At 71.7% G+C, this 23,504-nt stretch carries 20 protein-coding genes; 12 read left to right on the plus strand and 8 right to left on the minus strand.

What is annotated here, in order from left to right; all coding sequences use genetic code 11:
* Positions 1-2 precede the first annotated feature (2 nt).
* Positions 3-1,034, minus strand: coding sequence for a suppressor of fused domain protein (locus ABGB17_RS34695; RefSeq protein ID WP_347637814.1), 1,032 nt, complete (start codon positions 1,032-1,034; stop codon positions 3-5).
* A 117-nt stretch (positions 1,035-1,151) separates the two neighbouring features.
* Between ABGB17_RS34695 and rlmN the strand changes: the two genes are divergently transcribed.
* Positions 1,152-2,255: a 23S rRNA (adenine(2503)-C(2))-methyltransferase RlmN gene (rlmN, locus tag ABGB17_RS34700; protein WP_347637816.1), complete on the plus strand. Its 1,104-nt coding sequence runs from the start codon at positions 1,152-1,154 to the stop codon at positions 2,253-2,255.
* 303 nt (positions 2,256-2,558) lie between these two features.
* Here rlmN and ABGB17_RS34705 read toward each other — a convergent pair whose 3' ends face one another.
* The 4 genes from ABGB17_RS34705 to ABGB17_RS34720 all read right to left on the minus strand — a co-directional run bounded on the left by ABGB17_RS34705 (position 2,559) and on the right by ABGB17_RS34720 (position 5,576).
* Entirely contained in the window at positions 2,559-3,368 is an 810-nt protein-coding gene (locus tag ABGB17_RS34705; protein WP_347637818.1) for a methyltransferase domain-containing protein, read from the minus strand.
* An 84-nt stretch (positions 3,369-3,452) separates the two neighbouring features.
* Positions 3,453-3,707, minus strand: coding sequence for a hypothetical protein (locus ABGB17_RS34710; protein ID WP_347637820.1), 255 nt, complete (start codon positions 3,705-3,707; stop codon positions 3,453-3,455).
* Positions 3,708-4,155: 448 nt separating this feature from the next.
* Positions 4,156-4,848, minus strand: coding sequence for a hypothetical protein (locus tag ABGB17_RS34715; RefSeq protein WP_347637822.1), 693 nt, complete (start codon positions 4,846-4,848; stop codon positions 4,156-4,158).
* The gene (locus ABGB17_RS34720) at positions 4,845-5,576 is read right to left on the minus strand and encodes an ABC transporter ATP-binding protein (protein ID WP_347637824.1); all 732 of its coding nucleotides are present in this window, start codon (positions 5,574-5,576) and stop codon (positions 4,845-4,847) included. Before ABGB17_RS34720 ends, ABGB17_RS34715 begins: the two co-directional genes overlap by 4 nt.
* A 113-nt stretch (positions 5,577-5,689) precedes the next feature.
* Between ABGB17_RS34720 and ABGB17_RS34725 the strand changes: the two genes are divergently transcribed.
* A complete protein-coding gene (locus ABGB17_RS34725) occupies positions 5,690-6,334 on the plus strand; it encodes a DivIVA domain-containing protein (protein WP_347637826.1) in 645 nt (214 codons plus the stop codon).
* A 64-nt stretch (positions 6,335-6,398) separates the two neighbouring features.
* Here ABGB17_RS34725 and ABGB17_RS34730 read toward each other — a convergent pair whose 3' ends face one another.
* Entirely contained in the window at positions 6,399-6,899 is a 501-nt protein-coding gene (locus ABGB17_RS34730) for an Lrp/AsnC family transcriptional regulator (protein WP_347637828.1), read from the minus strand.
* A gap of 216 nt (positions 6,900-7,115) precedes the next feature.
* Between ABGB17_RS34730 and ABGB17_RS34735 the strand changes: the two genes are divergently transcribed.
* The 10 genes from ABGB17_RS34735 to ABGB17_RS34780 all read left to right on the plus strand — a co-directional run bounded on the left by ABGB17_RS34735 (position 7,116) and on the right by ABGB17_RS34780 (position 21,420).
* On the plus strand, positions 7,116-8,549 hold the full coding sequence (locus ABGB17_RS34735) for a gamma-aminobutyraldehyde dehydrogenase (RefSeq protein ID WP_347637830.1): 1,434 nt from the start codon (positions 7,116-7,118) through the stop codon (positions 8,547-8,549).
* A 64-nt stretch (positions 8,550-8,613) separates the two neighbouring features.
* Positions 8,614-9,762, plus strand: coding sequence for an ABC transporter ATP-binding protein (locus ABGB17_RS34740; protein ID WP_347637832.1), 1,149 nt, complete (start codon positions 8,614-8,616; stop codon positions 9,760-9,762).
* 8 nt (positions 9,763-9,770) lie between these two features.
* Positions 9,771-11,036, plus strand: coding sequence for a spermidine/putrescine ABC transporter substrate-binding protein (locus ABGB17_RS34745; RefSeq protein WP_347637834.1), 1,266 nt, complete (start codon positions 9,771-9,773; stop codon positions 11,034-11,036).
* A gap of 4 nt (positions 11,037-11,040) precedes the next feature.
* On the plus strand, positions 11,041-11,895 hold the full coding sequence (locus ABGB17_RS34750; RefSeq protein ID WP_347637836.1) for an ABC transporter permease: 855 nt from the start codon (positions 11,041-11,043) through the stop codon (positions 11,893-11,895).
* Entirely contained in the window at positions 11,892-12,746 is an 855-nt protein-coding gene (locus ABGB17_RS34755) for an ABC transporter permease (protein WP_347637838.1), read from the plus strand. Before ABGB17_RS34750 ends, ABGB17_RS34755 begins: the two co-directional genes overlap by 4 nt.
* Before the next feature lie 36 nt (positions 12,747-12,782).
* A complete protein-coding gene (locus ABGB17_RS34760) occupies positions 12,783-14,177 on the plus strand; it encodes an FAD-dependent oxidoreductase (RefSeq protein ID WP_347637840.1) in 1,395 nt (464 codons plus the stop codon).
* 171 nt (positions 14,178-14,348) lie between these two features.
* Positions 14,349-16,883: a carboxylate--amine ligase/circularly permuted type 2 ATP-grasp protein gene (locus ABGB17_RS34765; protein WP_347637842.1), complete on the plus strand. Its 2,535-nt coding sequence runs from the start codon at positions 14,349-14,351 to the stop codon at positions 16,881-16,883.
* Positions 16,883-18,661, plus strand: a complete 1,779-nt coding sequence (locus ABGB17_RS34770) for an N-acetylglutaminylglutamine amidotransferase (RefSeq protein WP_347637844.1) — start codon at positions 16,883-16,885, stop codon at positions 18,659-18,661. The genes ABGB17_RS34765 and ABGB17_RS34770 overlap by 1 nt, the downstream gene beginning before the upstream one ends.
* Complete coding sequence (locus ABGB17_RS34775) at positions 18,621-20,486, plus strand: alpha/beta fold hydrolase (RefSeq protein ID WP_347637846.1); 1,866 nt, start codon at positions 18,621-18,623, stop codon at positions 20,484-20,486. The genes ABGB17_RS34770 and ABGB17_RS34775 overlap by 41 nt, the downstream gene beginning before the upstream one ends.
* 46 nt (positions 20,487-20,532) lie before the next feature.
* The gene (locus ABGB17_RS34780; protein WP_347637848.1) at positions 20,533-21,420 is read left to right on the plus strand and encodes an alpha/beta hydrolase; all 888 of its coding nucleotides are present in this window, start codon (positions 20,533-20,535) and stop codon (positions 21,418-21,420) included.
* 3 nt (positions 21,421-21,423) lie between these two features.
* On the opposite strand, the gene ABGB17_RS34785 is transcribed toward ABGB17_RS34780, so the two are convergent.
* Both ABGB17_RS34785 and ABGB17_RS34790 read right to left on the minus strand, forming a co-directional pair.
* Positions 21,424-21,846: a hypothetical protein gene (locus ABGB17_RS34785; RefSeq protein ID WP_347637850.1), complete on the minus strand. Its 423-nt coding sequence runs from the start codon at positions 21,844-21,846 to the stop codon at positions 21,424-21,426.
* 9 nt (positions 21,847-21,855) lie between these two features.
* Complete coding sequence (locus ABGB17_RS34790) at positions 21,856-23,460, minus strand: PEP-utilizing enzyme (protein ID WP_347637866.1); 1,605 nt, start codon at positions 23,458-23,460, stop codon at positions 21,856-21,858.
* Between the last annotated feature and the right edge of the window lie 44 nt (positions 23,461-23,504).

A 23,504-nucleotide genomic window follows, 5' to 3' on the forward strand; every position in this document is an offset into this window, starting at 1 on the left:
CGTCAGGGGATTCGCCCGCCCAGGCTCAGCATGTCGTGCCCCTGCTCGGTGGCGATCCGCAGCTCGGCCGGGGTGAGGGGCACCGTCCACAACCAGCGGACCTCGTCACCGCCGAAGGCGAATCCTGATAAGTCCGGTAAGCCTGGCATGGAGTCCAGCAGGATCACGCCGTCGTAGTCCGGGCCGAGCGGGAACGACCCCGGGTCGCCGTACCACCGGGCCGTGTGGCCGTGGCCGAGCCAGGTGACGGCCTGCCAGGGGTACCGGGCCAGCCACACCAGCACCTGGGCGGCCTTGGTCACCTCGACGCGGGTCGCGAGGGCCAGCTCGATCCGGGCCAGACCGTCCGGGCGTTCGATGTACTGCTCGACCGTGGGCATGCGCTGGCAGCTCATGCCCACCGTGGACACCACCGTGTAGCCGTCTCTCGGCCGTTCGGTGACGCCGACCGTCGGGAGGGCGCTCCCGAGGTCCCAGTACCGGTCCGCGGGCCCCACCCTGGCGTCCAGGTGGCTCATCACGAACTGCTGGAACGACGGCCACGACCCGTCCCCCGCCCGCCACTCCCAGTACGCCCGCGCCTTGGCGATGCGGGGCGCCAGCCCTTCGAGCGCCTCGTCGAGCGACCAGGCCAGCGGCGACTCCCCGACGGCGTCGCGCGCGTAGCCCGGCATGCCGCGCTCCAGGTCGGCCCAGCCGGGAATCACGGCCAGCAACTCGCCGTTGCGGTACAGGGCGGCGCCGTCGCCCTCCTCGAACCACAACACGGCCAGTTCCCCGGCGACCGGCGGCGGGGTGCCCCCCGGTGTCCGGGTGCCCTCCGCGGGCATCACGGGAGACCGCCAGGGGGCGGCCGGGTCGAGGTGAGCGGAGGAGACGGGAGCGTTCCCGTGGTTGGCGAGCCAGACCGCCCCGTGGATCCCCCCATGGGCGTCGCGCAGGTAGGCTACCGACGACACCCCGTCGGTCTCCACGGTCACCGCCCGGCTGCCGTACGGACTGGTGTCGGTGAGAATGACATCGGTGGTGCCCAAGGCTTCATCCGCCTTTCCGGTGGACATTTCCCCGTTCGGCCGAGCGATGGCTGATCGCAATAGATCACACGGAATGGCTGTCCAATGCAGCTTCCGGCAAACCGTTAAGAGAAGGACATGTCTGCGGAGCTCACGTTCGTCGCCCCCCGGCGTGCCAAGCCGTCCCGGCACCTGGCCGACCTCACCATGGCCGAACGGCGCGCGGCCGTGGCCGAGCTCGGGGAGAAGCCGTTCCGCGCCGAGCAGCTCTCCCGGCACTACTTCGAACGGCTGACCGACGACCCGGCCGCGATGACCGACCTGCCCGCCGCGTCCCGTGAGCGGCTGGCCGGGGGGCTGCTGCCCACGCTGCTCACCTCCGTCCGTGAGATCACCTGCGACGGCGGCACGACCCGCAAGACGCTGTGGAAGCTGTTCGACGGCGCGCTGGTGGAGTCGGTGCTGATGCGCTACCCCGACCGGGTGACGATGTGTGTGTCGTCGCAGGCCGGGTGCGGCATGAACTGCCCGTTCTGCGCCACCGGGCAGGCCGGGCTGACCCGCAACATGTCCACCGCCGAGATCGTCGAGCAGGTGGTGGCCGGCGCCCGGGCCCTGTCCCGCGGCGAGGTGCCCGGCGGTCCCGGCCGGGTCGGCAACATCGTGTTCATGGGCATGGGGGAGCCGCTGGCCAACTACAAGGCCGTCATCGGCGCCGTCCGCCGCATCGTGGACCCCGCCCCCGAGGGCCTCGGCATCTCCGCCCGCGGCGTCACCGTCTCGACCGTCGGCCTGGTCCCCGCCATCGAGAAGCTCTCCAATGAGGGCCTGCCGGTGACCCTGGCCGTCTCCCTGCACGCCCCCGACGACGAGCTGCGCGACACGCTGGTCCCCGTCAACACCCGCTGGAAGGTCGACGAGGTCCTCGACGCCGCCTGGTCCTACGCCGCCCGCACCAAGCGCCGCGTCTCCATCGAGTACGCCCTCATCAAGGACATCAACGACCAGTCCTGGCGCGCCGACATGCTGGGCCGCCTCCTGAAGGGCAAGCTCGCCCACGTCAACCTCATCCCCCTGAACCCCACCCCCGGCTCCAAGTGGACCGCCTCCCGCCCCGAGGACGAACGCACCTTCGTCCGCCGCCTCGAATCCCACGGCGTCCCGGTGACCGTCCGCGACACCCGAGGCCGCGAGATCGACGGCGCCTGCGGCCAACTGGCCGCCACCACCCCGGAGGCGTAACCCGCCGCCTGCCTGGTGTGTTCCGCCGCATGTCCGGTGCGTTCCGCCACCTCGGAGGCGTGACCCGCCGCCTGCCTGGTGTGTTCCGCCGCATGTCCGGTGTTCCGCCACCCCGGAGGCGTAACCGCCGCATGTCCGGTGCGTTCCGCCACCTCGGAGGCGTGACCCGCCGCAGGCCCCGTACGTTCCGCCGCACGTCCGGTGCGTTCCACGCTCATGTGTGACCACTGATCCGGCGCCGACGCGGTGGGACGGTGTGCGGCGAATCCGGCGCCGTCATACGGTGGCCGGCCGGCTCAGCGGTCAGACGCGGCAGAGGATCTCGCCGTGCAGCACGGCGCACCAGCCGTCGGGGGCCGCGCCCCAGGCGCGCCAGCCGGAGGCGAGGCGTTCCAGGCCGGCACGGGTGGCCAAGCCGTAGGCGAGCGTCTGGTCGGCCATGGCGGACGCGGTGACGCGTTCCGCCCAGACCTCGCTCCACCACGCGCGGTCCTCGGGGGTGGCGAAGCACCAAGCGGACGCCGACGGGGTGACCTCGGTGAAGCCGGCCTCCCGCGCCCAGGACAGCAGGCGGCGGCCCGCGTCCGGCTCCCCGCCGTTGGCGCGGGCCAGCCGGTGGTACAGGCCGGACCACTCGGCAAGCTCGGGAACCTCGGGGTGGAAGGTGAAGGCGGCGTAGTCGGAGTCCCGGGCGGCGACGAGACCTCCCGGCCGGCACACCCGCCGCATCGCCGCCAGCGCCCCGACGGGATCGGCCACGTGCTGCAGCACCTGGTGCGCGTGCACCACGTCGAACGACCCCGCGTCGTACCCGAGGTCGTACACGTCCCCCACCTCGCAGACCACGTTCTCCAGCCCCTGGGACGCCATCAGCTCCCGGGCCTGTTCCACGATCCCCTCGGCCGCGTCCACCGCCACCACGCGCCCCGGCGCCACCAGCCGCGCCAGGTCCGCCGTGATCGTCCCGGGCCCGCACCCCACGTCCAGCACCGACATCCCCGGCCGCAGGTGTGGCAGCAGGTACGCCGCGGAGTTCTCCGCCGTCCGCCAGGTGTGCGACCGCAGCACCGACGCGTGGTGCCCGTGGGTGTAGACGGCACGTGATGAGGACATCTCAACCTCCTCGTTCGGGGTCAACACGGTCGAGCGTAGTCCGGTGACCATATATCGAGAAGTTTTGTATCGAATAATGAGACGCTACATGTGCCGGATCGTGTTCGCGACGAGCGCGAGGAAGAGCAGCGTCATCGCCCCCACCGCGACCATGCGCCAGAACGCCCCCCACGCCGCCGACTTCGCCCCCGGCACCTTCCCGGCCGCGTCGGCGGCCGTCTTCACCGCCTTGCCCCATCCCGCCCAGGTGTCCATCGTGCGCTGGAAGCGCCGCCCGGCGAGGAACAGCGCGGTGGCGACCAGGATGATCATCATGACGCGGCCGTGGGAACCGTCCATGCGCACTCCCGCCTCGGGTAAACGATTTTCCCGCACCGAATTTATTCGACTGCCGACGCGCGTGAACGGCGAATGCCTGACCGATCGCCGGGGTGATACAGGACCGAACGCGATATGTATGGATATAAAAAATGGCCTGCTGGGATGGCGCGGCGGGCTCCGCGCTCGACCGATGGGGCCGACCAGGGCTGGCGGGTCTCGCCAGGCCGGAGAACCGGTGGCGGAGGAGTCGCGGCCCGAGGTGCCCCGGCCCTCCGGTCGGGAAGCCGGTGCGGGAACACGTTTTCCGTGAGCGGACCGTTCACGAATCCAGTGACGCCGAAATTCGTCAAGACAAATGGAGACATGAGCCGATTAGCGGCACCATGAGTATCACGTGGTCCGCGTGCCGGTGAGTTCCACGGCGCCCCCGGCACCACCGGGGCGGGGTGGCGGCCCAGCGGGACAGTCAGGGATGAGCGCGGCGCAGCCGGATGTAGACGAACAGGCCCACGGCGCACCAGGCGAGTGTGGGGGCGGCGAGGCCCGGCAGCGAAGCGGTCAGGAAGGACGGCTCGTTCGCGGCGCGGATCCAGCCGATGACCGGCACGGTCAGCCAGGTGACCGGGGCGAGGCTGATCAGCAGGACGGCGGCGTAGCCGCCGATGAGGGAGAGCGTGGACACCGCCGGGTCCGGCAGGATCGGGCGGCTGGTGAGGGCGCCGAGCGCGGTGCCGGTGACCAGGGACAGCACGTGCAGCGCGGTGCCGCCGGCGAGCACCTCGCCGCCGGGGAACGCGGTGAAGCCGATGCCGAGCGGGACCAGCAGGGCCAGCAGGGCGAGGCACGCGGCGACGGCCGCGCCCGCGAGCAGACCCCCGGCGACCTCGCGCCCGGGGCGGCCCGCGGCGGTGGCCGAGATCAGCCGCTGCACGTCCGGCTCGGTGTCGAGCAGGCCGCGCACCGCCCAGGCGAAGACCGGCACGAGCAGCGCGGCCGAGTCGGAGTACGTGGCCAGTTCCTGGCCCGGGGTCACGCGCGTGGAGTACAGCAAGATCATGATGGCCAGCAGGCCGATGAACGGCTGGACGACACGGTGCGCCCCGACGTAGGCGGCGAGCTTGAACCGGGTGAGGGCGAGCACCGGCCTGGCACCTGTCATGACGCGTCCTCCCGCAGGTCGGCTTCGTAGCCCTCGGCGCGCAGTTTGCGCAGCACCGCGTCGGCGTCGCCGGACGGCACCCGCACCTCGATGACGGCGGACGCGGCCGGCGGCGCGGTGTCCCGCGTGGCGCGGATCTCGGCGGTGTGGTCCTCGACGGCCACGTGCAGGGTGCGGGGGAGGTCGGCGAGGCCGTTCTGGTGGTCGCTGACGACCACGATGCCGCCGGCCGCGCGGACCTCCTCGACGGCCAGGGGAAGCTCGGCGCGGCTCTGCCGGTCCAGGCCCGCGAACGGCTCGTCCAGGATGAGCAGGCCGGGGGAGGCGAGCAGCGCCTGGGCGAGGCCGACCTTCTGGGCGCTGCCCTTGGACAGGTCGGGCAGGGGGGTGCCGAGCAGGGTGGTCATGCCGAGGCGCTCCACCCAGGGGTCGGCCGCGCTCGCGGGGAGGCCGCGGACGGCGGCCATCCGCCGGAGGTACGCGGACACCGTGAACGGCTGCGCGGTGGGGAAGATCTCCGGGGCGTACCCGACGACCGCGGGACGGCCGGTGACCGAGCCGCGGCTGGGGCGCGCGACGCCGGCCAGCACACGCAGCAACGTGGACTTGCCCGCGCCGTTGCGCCCCGCGACCTCGGCCACCGTGCCCTCGGGGAGCTCGAGATCGACGTCGCGCAGGACCCAGGGGGCGCGGCGGCCGTACCGGAAGGAGACGTTGGCGAGCCGCATGATCCAGGAGCTTACCGGGGTCCCCGTCACCTTCTGGATTTCGTCAAGGCATTTGCCCAGAATGGTAAAGAAGCAAAAGTTGATACGGGGGTGTTGATCCGGGAGGTCAAAGGGTGAACCGCTTTCCGCGTGTGCACGGGTTACGCAACGGCTATGACCCCGAGCAGGTGGACGTGCTCATCCGGCGCATCGAGGCGACGCTCGGCCGGGGGACGCTGGAGGGCCCTCCGGTGACGGCCGACGAGATCCGCATGTCGCGGTTCGAGATCCGGCTCGGGGGTTATCACGAGCTGGCGGTGGACTTCGCCCTGGAGGCGTTCGTCATCGCCATCGAGACGCGGGCGGTGGAGCAGGCGGTGCCCGTCACGGCGGTCTCCGGGGAGGACGACGACGCCCCGACGCTTCCCGGGCTCGGGGAGACCGAGAACGTCGCGGACGCCATGACGGCCGCGTGGCTGGAGTCCCAGGCCGTTCGCGTGGAGCGTGTCTCGTTCCGTCCCGGCCGCCTGGGGTCGGGGTACAACGAGGACGAGGTGGACGGTTTCCTCGATCGCGTCGTCGCGACGCTCCGCGGCACCACGGACCGTCCGTTGACCGCCGACGAGATCCGCGAGGCCACGTTCTCCACCGTGATGTTCAAACCCGGCTACGCGGTCGCGCAGGTGGACGCCTTCCTCACCGAGATCGCCGGAGTGGTGGACCGTCGTACGGGGGCTCCGATGTCGCCGTACGGGGATCCCGCCGTCCCGGCGCCGTGAGAGTGCCACGGCGGCGGACGGGAAGCCGTCCCGGCGGTCAGGGGGGTACCCGGGAACCGGCGGGTCAGCGGGTGCCCCAGCTGTAGGTCTGTTTGCGGAGTTTGAGGTAGACGAAGGTCTCGGTGGCGCGGACGGTGGGGATGGCGCGGATTTTGCCGAGGATTTCCAGCAGGTGGTTGTCTCCTTCGCAGACGACCTCCACCATGATGTCCAGGGACCCTGCGGTCAGGACGACGTAGTCGATCTCTTCGATGGCTGACAACTTGTCGGCGACCATCTCCAGGTCGCCTTCGCACTTGATGCCGATCATGGCCTGGCGGGGGAAGCCGAGCGTGAGCGGGTCGGTGACCGCGACGATCTGCATGACGCCGGCGTCGAGGAGGCGCTGGACACGCTGGCGGACGGCCGCTTCGGAGAGGCCGACGGCCTTGCCGATGGCGGCGTAGGGCTTGCGGCCGTCGGCCTGCAGTTCCTCGATGATGCGCTTGGAGATATCGTCCAGCACCACGGGACCGGGCTTCCCGTCATGGTTGTTGTCCCGGCGCGCCTTCGGCGGCGTCGTCATCTCCGTGCGTCCTCCTCGCGCCCCGACGGCCTACCGCACAGTGATTACGGGGTGGTTCCCGCGATGTTGCCGTCCTGGTGCGACATGTTGTCAGCTCCTCGGGGTCTGTCAAGCGATTTCGTAGCAATTTGATATATTCGCGACGAAATCCCTTGTCGTAGCTCCGACGCTCTGTCAGAGTCGCGACAACTCAGCCACCTCCCGAGGAGGTCAACGTTGACCACCCGTCTGCAGAACTTCATCAACGGTGAACTGGTGGACGCCAAAAGCGGCCGGTTCTCCGATGTGATCGACCCGTGTACCGGTGAGTCCTACCTCCAGGCGCCGATCTCCGGCCCGGAGGACGTCGACGCGGCCTACGCCGCGGCCGCCGCCGCGTTCGAGACGTGGGGCCGCATGACGCCGGGCGAGCGGGCCGGTCACCTGTTGAAGATCGCTGACGCCATCGAGGCACGGGCCGACGAGCTCGTGGAGGCGGAGTGCCGGAACACGGGCAAGCCCCGGGCCCGCATGGCCGAGGACGAGATCCCGCCGGCGGCCGACCACTTCCGTTTCTTCGCCGGTGCCGCCCGCACCCTGGAGGGCCCGACCTCCGGTGAGTTCCTCGCCGACCACACCTCGGTGATCCGCCACGAGCCGATCGGCGTCGTGGGCCAGGTCACCCCGTGGAACTACCCCCTGATGATGGCCGTCTGGAAGATCGCCCCGGCCCTCGCGGCAGGCAACACCGTGGTGCTGAAGCCGTCGGACACGACGCCGGTCTCCACGGTGAAGCTCGCCGAGGTCATCGGCGAGGTGCTCCCGGCGGGCGTGTTCAACGTGGTCACCGGCGACCGCGAGACCGGCGCCCTGGTGGTCGCGCACGACACCCCGTCCATGGTGGCGATCACCGGCTCGGTGGGCGCGGGCGTGCAGGTCGCCAAGTCGGCGGCCGACGACCTCAAGCGCGTGCACCTGGAGCTCGGCGGCAAGGCCCCGGTCGTGGTGTTCGAGGACGTCAGGGACGTCAAGGCGGTGGCCGAGGCGATCGCGGGCGCGGGCCTCTACAACGCCGGCCAGGACTGCACGGCGGCCTGCCGGGTGCTGGTGCACGAGAGCATCCACGAGCCGTTCCTCGCCGCGCTGGCCGAGGCGGCGGCGGCCACCAGGACCGGCGGTCTGGACGACGAGGAGGCCTACTACGGCCCCCTCAACAACGCCGGTCAGCTCGCCCGCGTGGAGGGCTTCCTGGAGCGGGCGCCGAGCCACGCGAAGGTGGTCACCGGCGGCAAGCGGGTGGGCGACAAGGGCTTCCTGTTCGAGCCGACCGTCGTGGACGGCCTGAAGCAGGACGACGAGATGATCCAGACCGAGGTGTTCGGCCCCGTCATCACGGTGCAGACCTTCGGGGACGACGCCGAGGCGCTGACGATGGCCAACGACGTGAAGTACGGCCTGTCGGCGTCGGTGTGGACGTCGGACCACGGCCGGGCGATGCGCATGTCGCAGCGCCTGGACTTCGGCGTGGTCTGGGTGAACACTCACATACCCTTCGTGTCGGAAATGCCGCACGGCGGGTTCAAGCACTCCGGGTACGGCAAGGACCTGTCGGTCTTCGGCCTGCACGACTACACCCGGGTGAAGCACGTCATGCACTACATCGGCGAGTGACTCGGGGAACGACATATACGCACTACGGCGAACGTCTGCCGACATAGAAGAGGGATAGCCTGGAATGACGGAAATCCAGGCGGGCACGGAGGCGGGCGAGGCCGCCTCCGCCACTTCACGGGTGCCCGCCATCGAGCTCGACGGGGTCGTCAAGGAATACATAGCGCACGGTGAGGTCGTCCAGGCGGTCAAGGGGGTCAGCCTGGCGATCGCGGAGGGCGAGTTCTTCTCCATGCTGGGGCCGTCCGGCTGCGGCAAGACCACCACCATGCGGATGATCGCCGGGTTCGAGGACCCGTCGCGGGGCACGGTGCGGCTGCACGGTCAGGACGTGACCGACGTGCCGCCGAACAAGCGCGATGTGAACATGGTGTTCCAGTCCTACGCGCTGTTCCCGCACATGAACGTCTGGGAGAACGTCGCGTTCGGGCTGCGACGCAAGCGCGTGCCCGACCAGGAGATCACACGCAGGGTCGGCGAGATGCTGGAGATCGTCGACCTGACCGGCCGCGAGAAGCGCCGCCCCCGCGAGATGTCCGGCGGGCAGCAGCAGCGGGTCGCGCTGGCGCGGGCACTGGTCAACCACCCGCGCGCCCTGCTGCTCGACGAGCCGCTCGGCGCGCTGGACCTCAAGCTGCGCCAAGCGATGCAGATCGAGCTCAAGCGCATCCAGCGCGAGGTCGGCATCACCTTCGTGTACGTCACGCACGACCAGAACGAGGCGCTGACCATGAGCGACCGCATCGCCGTCATGAACGACGGCCTGGTCGAGCAGCTCGCCGGGCCGCGGGAGATCTACGAGCGGCCGGCCACCAAGTTCGTCGCCGGTTTCATCGGCACCTCCAACCTCCTCAGCGGCACCGTGGACCACGTCGGGAACGGCACGGCCACGCTGCGGTACGGCGAGGGAGGCCGGGTCCTGGTCCCGGTCGCGGACGGTGCGGGCACCGGCGGCGAGGTCGAGGTCACCGTACGGCCGGAGAAGATCAGGATCTCGGCCGAGGAGCCGCCCGGCGACGTCAGCGCCGTGCGTGGCACCGTGGCCGAGGTCGTCTACCTCGGCACCTACAACAGCTATTCGGTGGACCTCGCCGGGGGGACCGAGTTCACGGTCTTCGAGCAGAACGCCCGGGACAGCAGCATCACGGCCGAGCGCGGTGACTCCGTGTGGCTCTGGTGGCAGCCCCAGCACTCGTACGCGATTGGAAGTTGACCCCACTCATGACCAACCCTTCTCGTGACCTCGCGTTCCTGCGCGGCCTCACCCAGCCCCGCGGCCGCTCCGGCGGCGTGACCCGGCGCGACGCGCTGCGCCTGGCGGGCCTGTCCGCCGCCGCCCTCGGCCTCGCGGCCTGTGGTGTGCAGGGCAAGAAGGCCGCCGCCCCGCAGCAGTCGCAGGACGCCCTCGCGTCCTACTGGACGGGCAAGAAGCAGAACAACACGCTGCGCTTCGCCAACTGGCCGCTGTACATCGACAAGGACGGCAAGAACTACCCGACGCTGGACGCCTTCACCAAGGAGACCGGCATCAAGGTCACCTACCAGGAGGCCATCCAGGACAACTCCACCTGGTTCGGCAAGATCCAGCCGCAGCTCGCCGCGAACCAGGACATCGGCTACGACCTGATGGTCATGACGAACGGCATCCAGCTCGGCCGCGCGATGGCGCTCGGCTACCTGGCGCCGCTGGACCACACCAAGCTGCCGAACTTCGCCGCCAACGCGGGCGCCAAGTACAAGAACCCGTCCTACGACCCCGGCAACGCCTACACCGTGCCGTGGCAGTCGGGCATCACGGGCATCGCGTACAACCCCAAGTACGTCGAGGGCGAGGTCACCAGCATCCAGGAGCTGTGGAACCCGAAGTACAAGGGCAAGGTCGGCATGCTGCTGGACAGCCAGGAGATCGCCAACTTCGCGATGTTCGCGCTCGGCATCGACCCCGACAAGTCGGCCGAGGCGGACTGGCGCAAGGCCGCCGAGAAGCTCCAGGCACAGCGCGACCAGGGCCTGGTCCGCAAGTACTACGAGAACGACTACGTGGACGCGCTGGTGCGCGGCGACATCTGGATCACCATGGCGTGGTCCGGGGACGTCTACCAGCAGATCGCCGAGGGCCAGAACCTGAAGTTCGTCATCCCGCAGGAGGGTGGCAACATCTGGACCGACAACATGTGCATCCCGAAGACCGCGCAGAACCCGGTCGACGCGCTCGCCATGATGGACTTCGCCTACAAGCCCGAGATCGCGGCCCAGCTCGCCGAGTACATCACCTACATCACCCCGGTGCCGTCCACCCAGGACATCGTGCGCAAGCAGGCGTCGGAGGCGACCGGTGAGGACAAGCAGGCGCTCGAGCTGATGGCGGCCAGCCCGCTGATCTACCCGGCCGAGTCCGACCTCGCCAAGCTGCGCTCCTACAAGACCCTGACGACCGCGGAGGAGAAGGTCTTCGAGGGCATCTTCCAGCCGATCACCCAGGGCTAGCGCGATGAGACGCAGGATCGCGCCGTATCTCCTCGTCCTGCCGGGCGGGCTGTGGCTGGTGGTCTTCCTGGTGGTGCCGCTGGTGTTCATGGCGTCGGTCTCCACCCAGGAGGGCGACGTCGTGAACGGGTTCGCGCAGACGTTCCGGATCGCCAACTACATCGACGCGCTGGTGGAGTACAAGACGCAGTTCCTGCGTTCGGCCGGGTACGGCCTGGCCGGCACGGTGCTCGCGATCGCGCTGGCCTACCCGATGGCGTACTGGATCGCGTTCAAGGCGGGCGCCCGCAAGTCCACGTACCTGCTGCTGGTGCTGCTGCCGTTCTTCGTGTCGTTCGTGCTGCGCACCGTGTCGTGGAAGTTCCTGCTCGCCGACGACGGCATCCTGCTCCAGCCGCTCAAGGACGCCGGTCTGCTGCCGGCCGACTTCCACGTGCTGCAGACCACCGTGGCCGTCGTCGGCGGCCTCACCTACAACTACCTGCCGTTCATGGTGCTGCCGATCTACGTGGCGCTGGAGCGGGTGGACCCGCGGATCGTCGAGGCGTCCGCCGACCTGTACGCCACCCGGCGCGACACCTTCACCCGCGTGGTGCTCCCGCTGTCGCTGCCCGGGGTGTTCGCCGGCGTGCTGATGACGTTCGTCCCGATGACCGCGGACTACGTCAACGCCGCCATCCTCGGTGGTCCCGCCAACACGATGATCGGCAACATCATCCAGACGGAGTACCTCGTGAACAACGACTATCCGGCTGGCGCGGCGCTGTCGTTCACGCTGATGGCCGCCATGCTGATCGGCATCTTCGCCTACGCCAGGGCCCTCGGCACCGAGAACGTCCTCGAGGCGGCGGCGCGATGAGCGGCCCGGTGAGCCCGGCGGTGCCCGCCTCGGCGCGGCAGGCGCCCGAGCAGGGCCCGGTGCGGCGCCGGCGCGTGCGGTGGGGCGACCGGCTGCTGTACGGCTACACGTGGCTGATCCTGCTGTGGCTGTTCGCGCCGATCGCCGTCATGATCGCGTTCGGCTTCAACGACACCAAGAGCAAGTCGAACGTGAGCTGGCAGGGCTTCACGTTCAAGTGGTGGGGACGCCTCGGCGACTACCCCGACCTCACCACCGCCGTGGTCAACTCGATCACGATCGCGCTGCTCGCCACGATCGTCACCACCGTGCTCGGCACCCTGATGGGCATCGCGCTCGGCCGCTACCGTTTCCGCGGCCAGGCCGCCACCAACCTGGTGATGTTCGCCGCCATCTCCTCGCCGGAACTGGTCATGGGCGCGTCGCTGCTGTCGCTGTTCGTCAGCCTCGGCGTGCAGACCGGCTACCTGACCATCGTGCTCGCGCACGTGCTGTTCGCGGTGTCGTTCGTCGCGGTGACGGTGCGGGCCCGCGTGGTGGGCCTGGACCGGTCGATCGAGGAGGCCGCCCGCGACCTCGGGGCGTCCACCTGGATCACCTTCTGGCGGGTCACCTTCCCGATGATCCTGCCGGGTGTGGTCTCCGGCGCGCTGCTGGCGTTCGCGCTGTCCATCGACGACTTCGTCATCACCCAGTTCACCAGCGGGGCGACCATCACCTTCCCGCTGTGGATCTACGGAGCGGTGCGCATCGGCGTGCCGCCCCAGGTCAACATCCTCGGAACATTGATCTTCGCGGTCGGCGTGGCCATCGCCGTGATCAACTCCGTCACCGCGAGGCGCCGCGCCTGACCGGTGGCACGACATGCGTCGCACAAGGACGTGAAAGTGGAACCGCTGGAAGCGCTGGCAGGTGCCAGGCGTGAGCCCTACTGGCTGGACACCCCCGACCGGCCCGATCCCCTACCCCCTCTGTCCGGCACGACCGCGGCCGACCTGGCCGTGGTCGGCGGCGGGTTCTCCGGCCTGTGGAGCGCCCTTCTCGCCAAGGAACGCGACCCCGCCCGCGACGTCGTCCTGCTGGAGGCCCGCCGCGTCGGCTGGGCGGCGACCGGGCGCAACGGCGGCTTCTGCGCCGCCAGCATCACCCACGGCTTCGCCAACGGCATGTCCCGCTGGCCCGAAGAGATGCCCGCGCTGGCACGCCTCGGCCGGGAGAACCTCGACGCGATCGAGGAGGCCGTCGCCCGGTACGGCATCGACTGCGGCTTCGAGCGCACCGGCGAGCTGCACGTGGCCACCGCGCCGTGGCAGCTCGACGGCCTCGCCGAGGAGGCGGAGGCGGCGCGGCGGCTCGGCGGGGACGTGCGTCTGCTGGACGCCGCCGCGCTGCGTGCCGAGGTCGACTCCCCGCTGTACGCCGGCGGCACGTTCGACCGGGACGGCTGCGCCATGCTGGACCCGGCGCGCCTCGCCTGGGGCCTGCGCGACGCGTGCCTGGCCGCCGGGGTGCGCATCCACGAGAACACCCCCGTCCGCTCCCTGACCTCCGCCCCGCCTGGCCTGGAGCTCGCCACCCCGCACGGCACGGTGCGGGCCGCCCGGGTGGCCCTCGGCACCGGGGTGTTCCCGCCGCTGCTCGGGCGGCTGCGGCACTTCCTCGTGCCGGTGTACGACTACGTGCTGGTGACCGAGCCGCTCGGCGCGGACCGGCTCGCCTCCATCGGGTGGCGGAACCGGCAGGGCGTGGGGGAGCTGGCCAACCAGTTCCACTACTACCGGCTCACCGCGGACGGCCGGATCCTCTGGGGCGGCTACGACGCGGTGTACCACAACGGCGGCCGGGTGCGGCCGGAGTACGACCAGCGCGACGAGACGTTCCTGAAGCTGGCCGCCAACTTCCAGCGGACCTTCCCGCACCTGCGCGACGTGCGCTTCACCCACCGCTGGGGCGGGGTCATCGACACCTGCAGCAGGTTCAGCGCGTTCTTCGGCCGCGCGTTCGGCGGGCGGCTGGCCTACGCGGCCGGCTACACCGGGCTCGGGGTGGGCGCGACCCGGTTCGGCGCCGAGGTGATGCTGGACCTGCTGTCGGACGAGGTGACCGAACGCACCGGCCTGCGGATGGTGCGGGAGAAGCCGGTGCCGTTCCCGCCCGAGCCGATGCGGTCCGGGGTGATCCAGCTCACCCGGCGCTCCATCGCCCGCGCCGACGCCCACGAGGGGCGCCGTGACCTGTGGCTGCGGACCCTGGACCGGCTGGGACTGGGCTTCGACTCCTGATCGGGGGGTATTTCTCCGCCACGTCATGGGGAATTCACAACGCGAAGACTGCCGCCGTTACGTGCATATGTGGGCATTCATGGGCAGAAGCCCCACATAACACCAAGTATTCGCCGGGCCAGTGCCCGGTTTCGGCGACCCCCCTGGGTCCAGGACCGAAGGGTTGATGGGATGTCGGGTCTCGCGGAGTCGGTCGCCGTCGGCGTCGAAGAGGAGTTTCACGTCGTCGACCTGGAGACGCGCCACCTGGTGCCGCGGGCAGGTCACCTGCTCCAGCGGCTGCCGGAGCAGCGCTTCACCGAGGAACTGCAGCGGTCGGTGGTGGAGGCCAACAGCCGCCCCTACGTCCGCCTGGAGGACCTCGGGCACGATCTCACGGCGCTGCGCCGCACCGTCGTCGAGGCCGCCGACGGCCTCGGCCTCGGTATCGTCGCGGCCGGGGCGGTGCCGCTGGTCGACCCGGCGGCGCTGGAGATCTCTCCGGACGCCCGCTACATGCAGATGCAGGAGGACTACCAGCTCCTCACCCGCGAGCAGCTCATCTGCGGCGCGCAGGTGCACGTGGACGTCGCCGACCGCGACCTCGCGGTCGAGGTGGCCCACCGCGTGGCCCGGTGGCTGCCGCCGCTGCTCGCGCTCAGCGCCAGCTCGCCGTACTGGATGGGGGCCGACAGCGGCTACGCGAGCTCCCGCACCCTGGCGTGGCAGCGCTGGCCGACCACCGGCCCGGTGCGCCGCTTCACCTCGGCCGCCGAGTACGACCGCATGGTGACGGACCTCGTGGCGTCCGGGGTGATCAGCGACCCCGGCATGATCTATTTCGACGTGCGGCCCTCCGCGCACGTCCCCACCGTCGAGATGCGCATGTGCGACGCCTGCCCCCGCGTCGAGGACGTCGTGCTGCTGGCCGGCGTGTTCCGCGCCGTGGTGCTGCGCGAGCTGCACGCCATCGAGGAGGGCATCCCGACGCGCGAGACACCGATGGAGATGGTCCGCGCCGCCACCTGGCGCTCGGCCCGCTCCGGCCTGGAGGGCGCGCTGGTGGACCCCGTGGAGGGCACCCCCATGCCCGCGGCCGAGGTGATCGGCCGCATGCTCGACGGCCTGCGGCCCCAGCTCGAGAGCACCGGCGACTGGGACCTCGTCACCTCGCTCGCCAAGGACGCCCTCGCCCGGGGCAGCTCGGCGGCCCGCCAGCGGCGCCTGGTCGAACGCGGCGGCGACCTCGCCGGCGTGGTCGACATGCTGGTCGCCGAGACCCGGCTGGACGGCTGGCACCCCGCGTTCGGCGGCCCGGTGCCGCGCCTGGAGACCGGCCTGCTCAAGGGCTACGAGGCGGTGAAGGACGAGGCCGTCATCGAGGGCATCCTGCGCGAGCCGTACCAGGCGGTGTTCCGGGTGCTCGACCGGCTCGGGCCGGTGGAGCTGAAGGAACGCGAGAACGTCCGCGACCGCTACATGGACGAGACCGGCATGCTGTTCCGCGCCGAGGGACTGCGGGCGTACGGCCAGGAGCCCCGGGACAAGATGCCCGTGGACCTGGTGCCCCGCATGATCTCCGCGAGCGACTGGAAGCGCATCCAGGGCGGCATGCCGCAGCGGGTCCGCGCGCTGGAGGCGTTCCTGGGTGACGTGTACGGCCGCCGCGAGGTGATCCACGACCGGGTGCTGCCCTCCTGGGTGGTCGACGAGTGCCCCGGCTACCGGCCGGCCGGACGCCGCGTGCACCCCCGCGCCATCAGGTGCACCGTGGCCGGGCTCGACGTGGCGCGGGACGGCGCCGGGCGGTGGATGGTGCTGGAGGACAACCTGCGGGTGCCGTCCGGCATGGGCTACGGCGTCGCCAACCGCCGCCTCGCCGCGCACACCCTGCCTGAGCTGGACCGCTCGATGGTCAACGACCCCGAGGGCACCGCCGCCGTGCTGCGCCAGGCCCTGCTCGCCGCGCCGCCCGTGGACGACCCCCGCCTCGGTGTGCTCACCGGCGGGCCGCGCGACCCCGCCTACTACGAGCACAGCATGCTCGCCGAGGAGATGGGCGTGGTCATCGCCGAGCCGTCCGACCTGGAGATCCGCGACGGCGTCGTCCACGCGTCCGGGCAGCGGGTGGATGTGCTGTACCGCCGCATCCACGAGGACGAGCTGCTGGCGAGCCCCATCGGCCCCGGCCTGCTGGACGCCGTGGAGCGTGGCGCGGTCACCATGGCCAACGCCTTCGGCAACGGCGTCGCCGACGACAAGAGCCTGTACCGCTACGTGCCGCGGCTGATCGACTACTACCTCGGCGAGCGGCCCCTGCTGGCCAACGTCACCACCTACCTGTGCCGCGACCCCGAGGACCGCGAGCACGTGCTCGACCGGCTCGCCGAGCTGGTGATCAAGCCGGTGGACGGCTTCGGCGGCCACGGCGTCGTCATCGGCAAGTACGCCTCGGAGGCCGAGCTGAAGGCCGTGCGCGACGAGATCCTCACCGCCCCCGAGCGGTGGGTCGCCCAGGAGACGGTCGGCCTGTCCACCCACCCGACGTTCGACGGCGAGTACATGCGGCCGCACGTCATCGACCTGCGGGCGTTCGTCTGCCTGGGGGAGACCGCGGTCGTGCCGCAGGTCGCCCTCACGCGCGTCGCCCCCGCCGGCAGCATGATCGTCAACTCCTCGCAAGGAGGCGGGGCGAAGGACACCTGGCTGATGAAGGAGATCGCCTGATGTGCGGCCTCACGGGGGAGATCCGTTTCGACGGCGAGGCGGCCGACGTGGCGGCGGTGGCCCGGATGACCGACGCCATGACGCGCCGCGGCCCGGACGGCGTCGGCGTCTGGTCCAGCGGGCCGGTCGCGCTCGGCCACCGCCGCCTCAAGATCATCGATCTGTCCGAGCGCGGCGCCCAGCCCATGGTGGACGCCGACGCGGGTCTCACCGGGGTGTTCAACGGCTGCCTCTACAACTACCGCGAGCTGCGCGAGGAGCTGGTGCGGGAGGGCTACCGGTTCTTCTCCACCTCCGACACCGAGGTGCTGCTGAAGTCCTACCGCCACTGGGGCGCCCGCTGCGTCGACCGCTTCAAGGGCATGTTCGCGTTCGCCGTGGCCGAGCGCGCCACCGGCAGGCTCGTGCTCGGCCGCGACCGGCTCGGCATCAAGCCGCTCTACGTCACCAGGGACGCCGACCGGCTGCGTTTCGCGTCGGCGCTGCCCGCGCTGCTCGCCGGCGGCGGGGTGTCCACCGACATCGACCGGGTGGCGCTGCACCACTACATGACCTTCCACTCGGTGGTGCCCTCGCCGCGCACCATCCTGACCGGCGTGGAGAAGCTGCCGCCCGCCACCGTCCGCACCGTCGAGGCGGACGGCACCACGCGCGACGAGCGCTACTGGTGGCCGCCGTTCGCCCGCCCGGACGGCCCGCCGCCGTCCCCGCAGGAGTGGCGCGACGCCGTGCGCGAGGCCCTGCGGGTGGCCGTGCGCCGCCGCACGGTCGCCGACGTGCCGGTCGGGGTGCTGCTGTCCGGCGGCCTGGACTCCAGCCTGATCGTCGCCCTGCTCGCCGACGAGGGGCAGCGCGGCCTCGCGACCTTCAGCGTCGGCTTCACCGCGGCGGGCGGCGAATCGGGGGACGAGTTCGCCTACTCCGACCTGATCGCCCACCGGTTCGGCACCGACCACCACCGCATCATGGTCGGCGACGAGCGGCTGCTGCCGTCCCTGCACGACGCCGTCGGCGCGATGAACGAGCCCATGGTGAGCCACGACTGCGTGGCCTTCTACCTGCTGTCGGAGGAGGTCTCCAGGTACGTCAAGGTCGTGCAGTCCGGCCAGGGCGCCGACGAGGTGTTCGCCGGGTACGACTGGTACCCGCCGCTGGAGTCCGTCTCCCGCGACGACGTCGCCGAGGCGTACGCCAAGGTGTTCTTCGACCGGCCGCACGAGGACCTCGCCGGCATCCTGCGCCCCGAGTACCTGGTGCGGGAGGACGTCAGCGGCGCCTTCGCCCGTGCCCACCTCGACGCTCCGGGCGCCGAGACCGCGCTGGACGCCGCGCTGCGCCTGGACACCACGGTCATGCTGGTGGACGACCCGGTCAAACGCGTCGACAACATGACGATGGCCTTCGGCCTGGAGGCACGCACGCCGTTCCTGGACCACGAGCTGGTGGAGCTGGCCGCCACGTGCCCGCCGGAGCTCAAACTGGCCCAGGGCGGCAAGGGCGTGCTCAAGGAAGCCGCGCGCGGCCTGGTGCCCGACGAGGTCATCGACCGGCCGAAGGGGTACTTCCCGGTCCCGGCGATCCGGCACATCCACGGGCCGTTCCTGCGGCTCGTGCGGGACGCCCTCACGTCCCCGGCGGCGCGCTCGCGAGGGCTCTTCCAGCCCGCCATGGTCAATGAACTGCTCGCCGCGCCCGATGCGCACAGAACCACCCTGGGAGCCAACGCTTTGTGGCAACTTGGTCTCCTGGAACTGTGGCTGCAAGCGCAAGGAGTCTGAAGTAGACGTCTCGTGGATCTGCCGGCATCCGACCCTGGCCCCCGGCGACGACGCGATCGCGTACGTGTGCGACCGTGACGGCACCCCCCGCGTCTGGGTCCAGCCCCTCGCCGGGCACACCGGCCAGGCCGGCCAGACCGGCCAGGAAGCCTCGCTGGCCCCGGTGCGGTTCCCCTACGCCCAGGGCCGGTTCGGGCCGCACGCGGCCCGCGTGATCGACACCGGCCCCGAGCCGGTCACCAACGTGCTCTGGTCCCCCGACGGGGAGTGGCTGGCCGTCCAGGTGGCGCCCGGCGGGGGAGAGCACACGCAGGTGTGGGCGGTACGGCCCGACGGCACCGACCGCCGCATGCTGGCCGGCCCGGACGGGGCACTCGCCCGCGGCTCGGCCGTGTTCGTCCGCTGGATCGGCGACGGCCACACCCTGCTCGTCGCCGAGCTGGCGCCCACCGGCATGACCGAGGCGGTGCTGATCGACGCCGAGCTCGGCAACCGCGACACCATCGCCGCCGGGCACCTGATGTGGCCGAGCGCCGTCAGCCACGACCGCGGCCGGGCGCTGCTGCGCCAGGGGCCGCGCGGCATGCGCGAGATGACCGTCGCCGACCTGCCGTTCGGCCGTGAGCGGCTGCTGCTGCCGCCCACCACCGACCTCGGCGCGTTGTCCCCGGACGGCGAGGTCGCCTACGTCCGCTCCAACGCCGGGCGCGACCGGGCCGCGCTGATGGCGCTGCGGACCGGTGAGGCCCCCATGGTGGTGGCCGAGCGGCCCGACGCCGAGCTGGACCGCTTCACGGTCAGCCACGACGGCCGGGTCGCGCTGCTGGTGTGGAACGTCGCGGGGCGGTCGGAGCTGGAGATGGCCGACCTGGTGGAGGGCGTCACGCGGGAGCTGCCTCCGCCGCCGGCCGAGGTGATCGGCTCGGCGCGGCTGTCCAAGGACGGCTCGCTCGCGGTGCTGGCCGCCGAGTCGCCGAGCGCGCCGTCCCACGTGCTGCTGTTCGACGTGGCCGGCGGCACGTACCTGCGGGTCGCGGGGGACGAACCGCTCGCCGACCCGCCGCACGCGGAGCTGGTGCGCTACCAGGCCCGCGACGGGCTGGAGCTCACCGGGTGGCTGTACCGCGCGGCACCCGGCCCCATGCCGTGCGTGATCTGGCTGCACGGCGGGCCGGAGAGCCAGGAGCGGCCCACCTACAACCCGTTGTTCCAGGGGCTGCTCGCGGCGGGGTTCAGCGTGCTGGCGCCCAACGTCCGCGGCTCGTCGGGGTTCGGGCGGGCGTTCCAGGACGCCGACAACCACGCGCTGCGGTTCCACGCCATCGACGACGTCGCCGACACCGTGGCCTACCTGGTGGGCGCGGGGGTGGCCGACCGGGCGCGGGTGGCCTGCATGGGCCGCTCCTACGGCGGCTACCTCACGCTGGCCGCGCTGGTGACGTACCCCGAGCTGTTCCGCGCCGGGGTGGACGTGTGCGGCATGGCGGACTTCGCGACGTTCTACGCCCTCACCGAGCCGTGGATCGCCGCCGCCGCGGTCGGGGAGTACGGCGACCCCGTGACCGACCGCGAGCTGCTGCGCGCCCTGTCCCCCATCCACTCCTTCGACCGCCTGACCGCCCCCCTGCTGGTGGTGCACGGCGCGCAGGACACCAACGTGCCGGTGTACGAGGCCGAACAGGTGGTCGCGGGCGCGACGGCCCGCGGCGTACCGTGCCGCTACCTGCTGTTCGACGACGAGGGCCACGAGACCGTCCGCACCGCCAACAAGATCGCCTTCGTGGAGGCGGTCACGGACTGGCTGACCCGCTGGCTCACCGAATAGACGCCGGCCGCGGCGGGACGCCCCGCGATCGGGTTGACTGGTCGGCATGATCGAGCACGTGGAGTTCGCCGCCGGAGGCGTCACGCTGGCCGGCGACCTCAGAACACCTCCCGGTGAGGGCCCGCACCCCGCGCTGGTGCTCACCGGGCCGTTCACCGGCGTCAAGGAGCAGGTGACCGGCACCTACGCGGCCCGGCTGGCCGAGGCCGGCTACGTCACCCTCGCCTTCGACCACCGCAACTTCGGGGCCTCCGGCGGCACCCCGCGCCACCACGAGGACCCCCAGGGCAAACTGGACGACCTGCGGGCCGCCGTGTCCTACCTGCGCGCCCGCCCCGAGGTGGACGGCGGCCGCCTCGGCGCCGTCGGCATCTGCCTGGGCGGCGGCTACGCCCTGCGTTTCGCCGCCTTCGACCCCCGCGTAAAGGTGTTCGCCGGGATCGCCGGCGCCTACAACACCCCCTACGCCATGCGCGCCGGCATGACCCCCGCCGGCTACGAAGCCACCCTCGCCGCCTTCACCGCGGAACTGGAGCGCCAGGACCAGGGCGCCGCCCCCGAGTACCTCCCCGCGGTCGCCGAGTCGGGTGAGGCCGCGATGGCGGGCGACGAGCCGTGGGCCTACTACGGCACCGGCCGCTCGGCCGCCCCCACCTGGGCCAACGAGGTCACCCGCGCCTCGGTCCGCGAACTGATCACCGTGGACAACATGATCGGCGCCGACTTCCTCGGCCCCAAACCCGGCCTCGTCGTGCACGGCGTGGTGGACCGCTTCTGCTCGCCCGAAGGCGCGGAGGAGGCCTACAAGCGCATGGACGGCCCGAAGAAGATCGTCTGGCTCGACACCCGTCTCCACATCGACCTCTACGACACCGAGCCCCACGTCACCCGGGCGGTGGAGGAGACCACGGCCTTCCTCCGCGAGCACCTGTAGCGCTCAGGAGGCGTGGCAGCCGGTGCGGCCGGCGATCTCCACGTTGGGGCGGCCGGAGCGCAGGGTGACGGTGAAGGTGATGCCGAGGGAGGTCTTCTCCAGGACGCTCACGTTCACCCCGAAGCGGGCACCCGGACCCTCGCCCTCCTGGTAGCCCATGCGCTGGAACTCCGTCGCCAGGGCGGAGGTCACCGCGGCGGACGTGCCGCCCGGGGCGAGGTCGCCGGTGATGGTGTAGACGGCGCGGCGGGCGCCGGGCGGGCACCCGGTGGCGTTCACGACGGCCTCGACGTGCTTGCCGGTGAGGTCGATGCGGCTCAGCGTGGTGCCGTCCTCGCGCAGGATGCGGGCGGTGTCGGTGAAGCCGGGCGCGGCGGCGCATCCCGCCGCCGCGACCCCGAGCACGAGCACGATCACCCCTCGCATTCCTGTATTTTACCGATCTTTCTCTTCGTCGTCCGGGAACAGCACCGCGCCGGACGTGCCGTCCACGGTGATCGTCTGTCCGGTGGTGACGCGGGACGTGGCGTCCGCGACGCCGACCACGGCGGGGATGCCGTACTCGCGGGCCACCACCGCGCCGTGCGAGTTGGCGCCGCCCATCTCCATCACCAGCCCGCCCGCGGTGAGGAACAGCGGCGTCCAGCCGGGGTCGGTGGACGGCGCCACGAGGATCTCGCCGGGTGTGAGACGCGCGCCCACCGGGTCGAGCACCACGCGGGCCGGCCCGGTGACCGTCCCCGGCGAGGCGGGCGTGCCGGTCAGGGCGCCGTCCGCGGCGGGTGTGCCCGAGGCCACCGCCTCCGGCTCGGTGCCGTCCGACAGCAGGACGCGCGGGATGTGCCGGCGGCGCGACTCGCGGGCGTACCTGGCCCGGCGGTCCCGCACCAGCCCGCGGTGGTCGGCGCCGCCGAGCGCCGCGCGGACCTCGGCGAGGGTCAGCATGAAGACGTCGCCCTCCTCGTCCAGCAGCCCCCGCCCGGCCAGGTCGGCGCCGGCGGCCCGGAGGTGCTCGCGGACCTCGCCCAGCGTGACGATCAGATAGTTCTTCGGCGTCTCGCGGTATCCCGCCAGCAGCCGGGCGCGGCCGAGCGCGAACCGGACGACCCGCCCCCGCAGCCCTCCGGCCCGCCGCCCGAGCTCCTCGGCCATCGCCTCGGCCTCCCGGGCGCCCCGCTCGAACACCGCGTCAGGCGCGAGCGCCGGGTCGTCAAGCCGCAGGTAGTTGGCGAGCACGCCGAGCACGTGCGCCGGGTCCTCCGACCAGCGCGGCACCCCCACGTCGATCTCCGCGACGGCCCGGTGGCCGTACCGGGCGAGGAAACCGTCCAGCTCGCGCCGCAGCACCGGCGGCAGCTCACCGGGGCCGGGCAGGCCCGGCCCGCTCAGCGCCCGCACGGACGCCTCGTCCGCGCGGATCCGGGTGGCCGCGTGCCACAGCGCCAGGTCCATCTCGGTGGTGACGTTGTGCGGCAGCCCGCGCAGCACGGTCTGCAGCTCACCGGGCCTCGACCGGCCGCGCAGCAGGCGGGCGGCCAGGCCGAACGTCACGAGCCCCGCGGCGGGGGAGGGGAACAGGAGGGGGGCCAGCGTGGCCAGCCGCCCGAGCACCCGCTCCACATGGTCCAGCCGCTCGGCGGGCGTCATGGCGGGCGGCGCCGCCAGCATCGTGCCGAGCCGTTCCCCCACCTCGGCGACGCGATCCCCGGCCCGCTCGGGGCGGGCGATGATCTGGACGATCCGCAGCGGGATGCGGTACCGCCCCGCCAGCCGGAGCTGACGCCGCAGCGCGGGTAACGGCGAGCGGTGCTCCAGCGCGAGCCGCGGGTCGCCGAACAGCCCGCGCACGACGACCGCCGACCGGGCTTCCATCAGGTCGAACACCTTCGGCATCACCAGCCGCCCCATGCGGCTGCGCATGATCCCCGTCACGTCCGCGAACACCCGCATCCCCACCTCGACCACCGGGTCGGCCGCCGGACGCACGCCGTACAGCCGCCGCACCCCGGCGGCGAGGGCCTGGAACACCGACACGCCCATCGGGGTGATCGGCCGGTGCAGCCCCTGCGCCAGGCTGAAGCAGA

The sequence above is a fragment of the Sphaerisporangium sp. B11E5 genome (genome assembly GCF_039871875.1).
Classification (GTDB): domain Bacteria; phylum Actinomycetota; class Actinomycetes; order Streptosporangiales; family Streptosporangiaceae; genus Sphaerisporangium.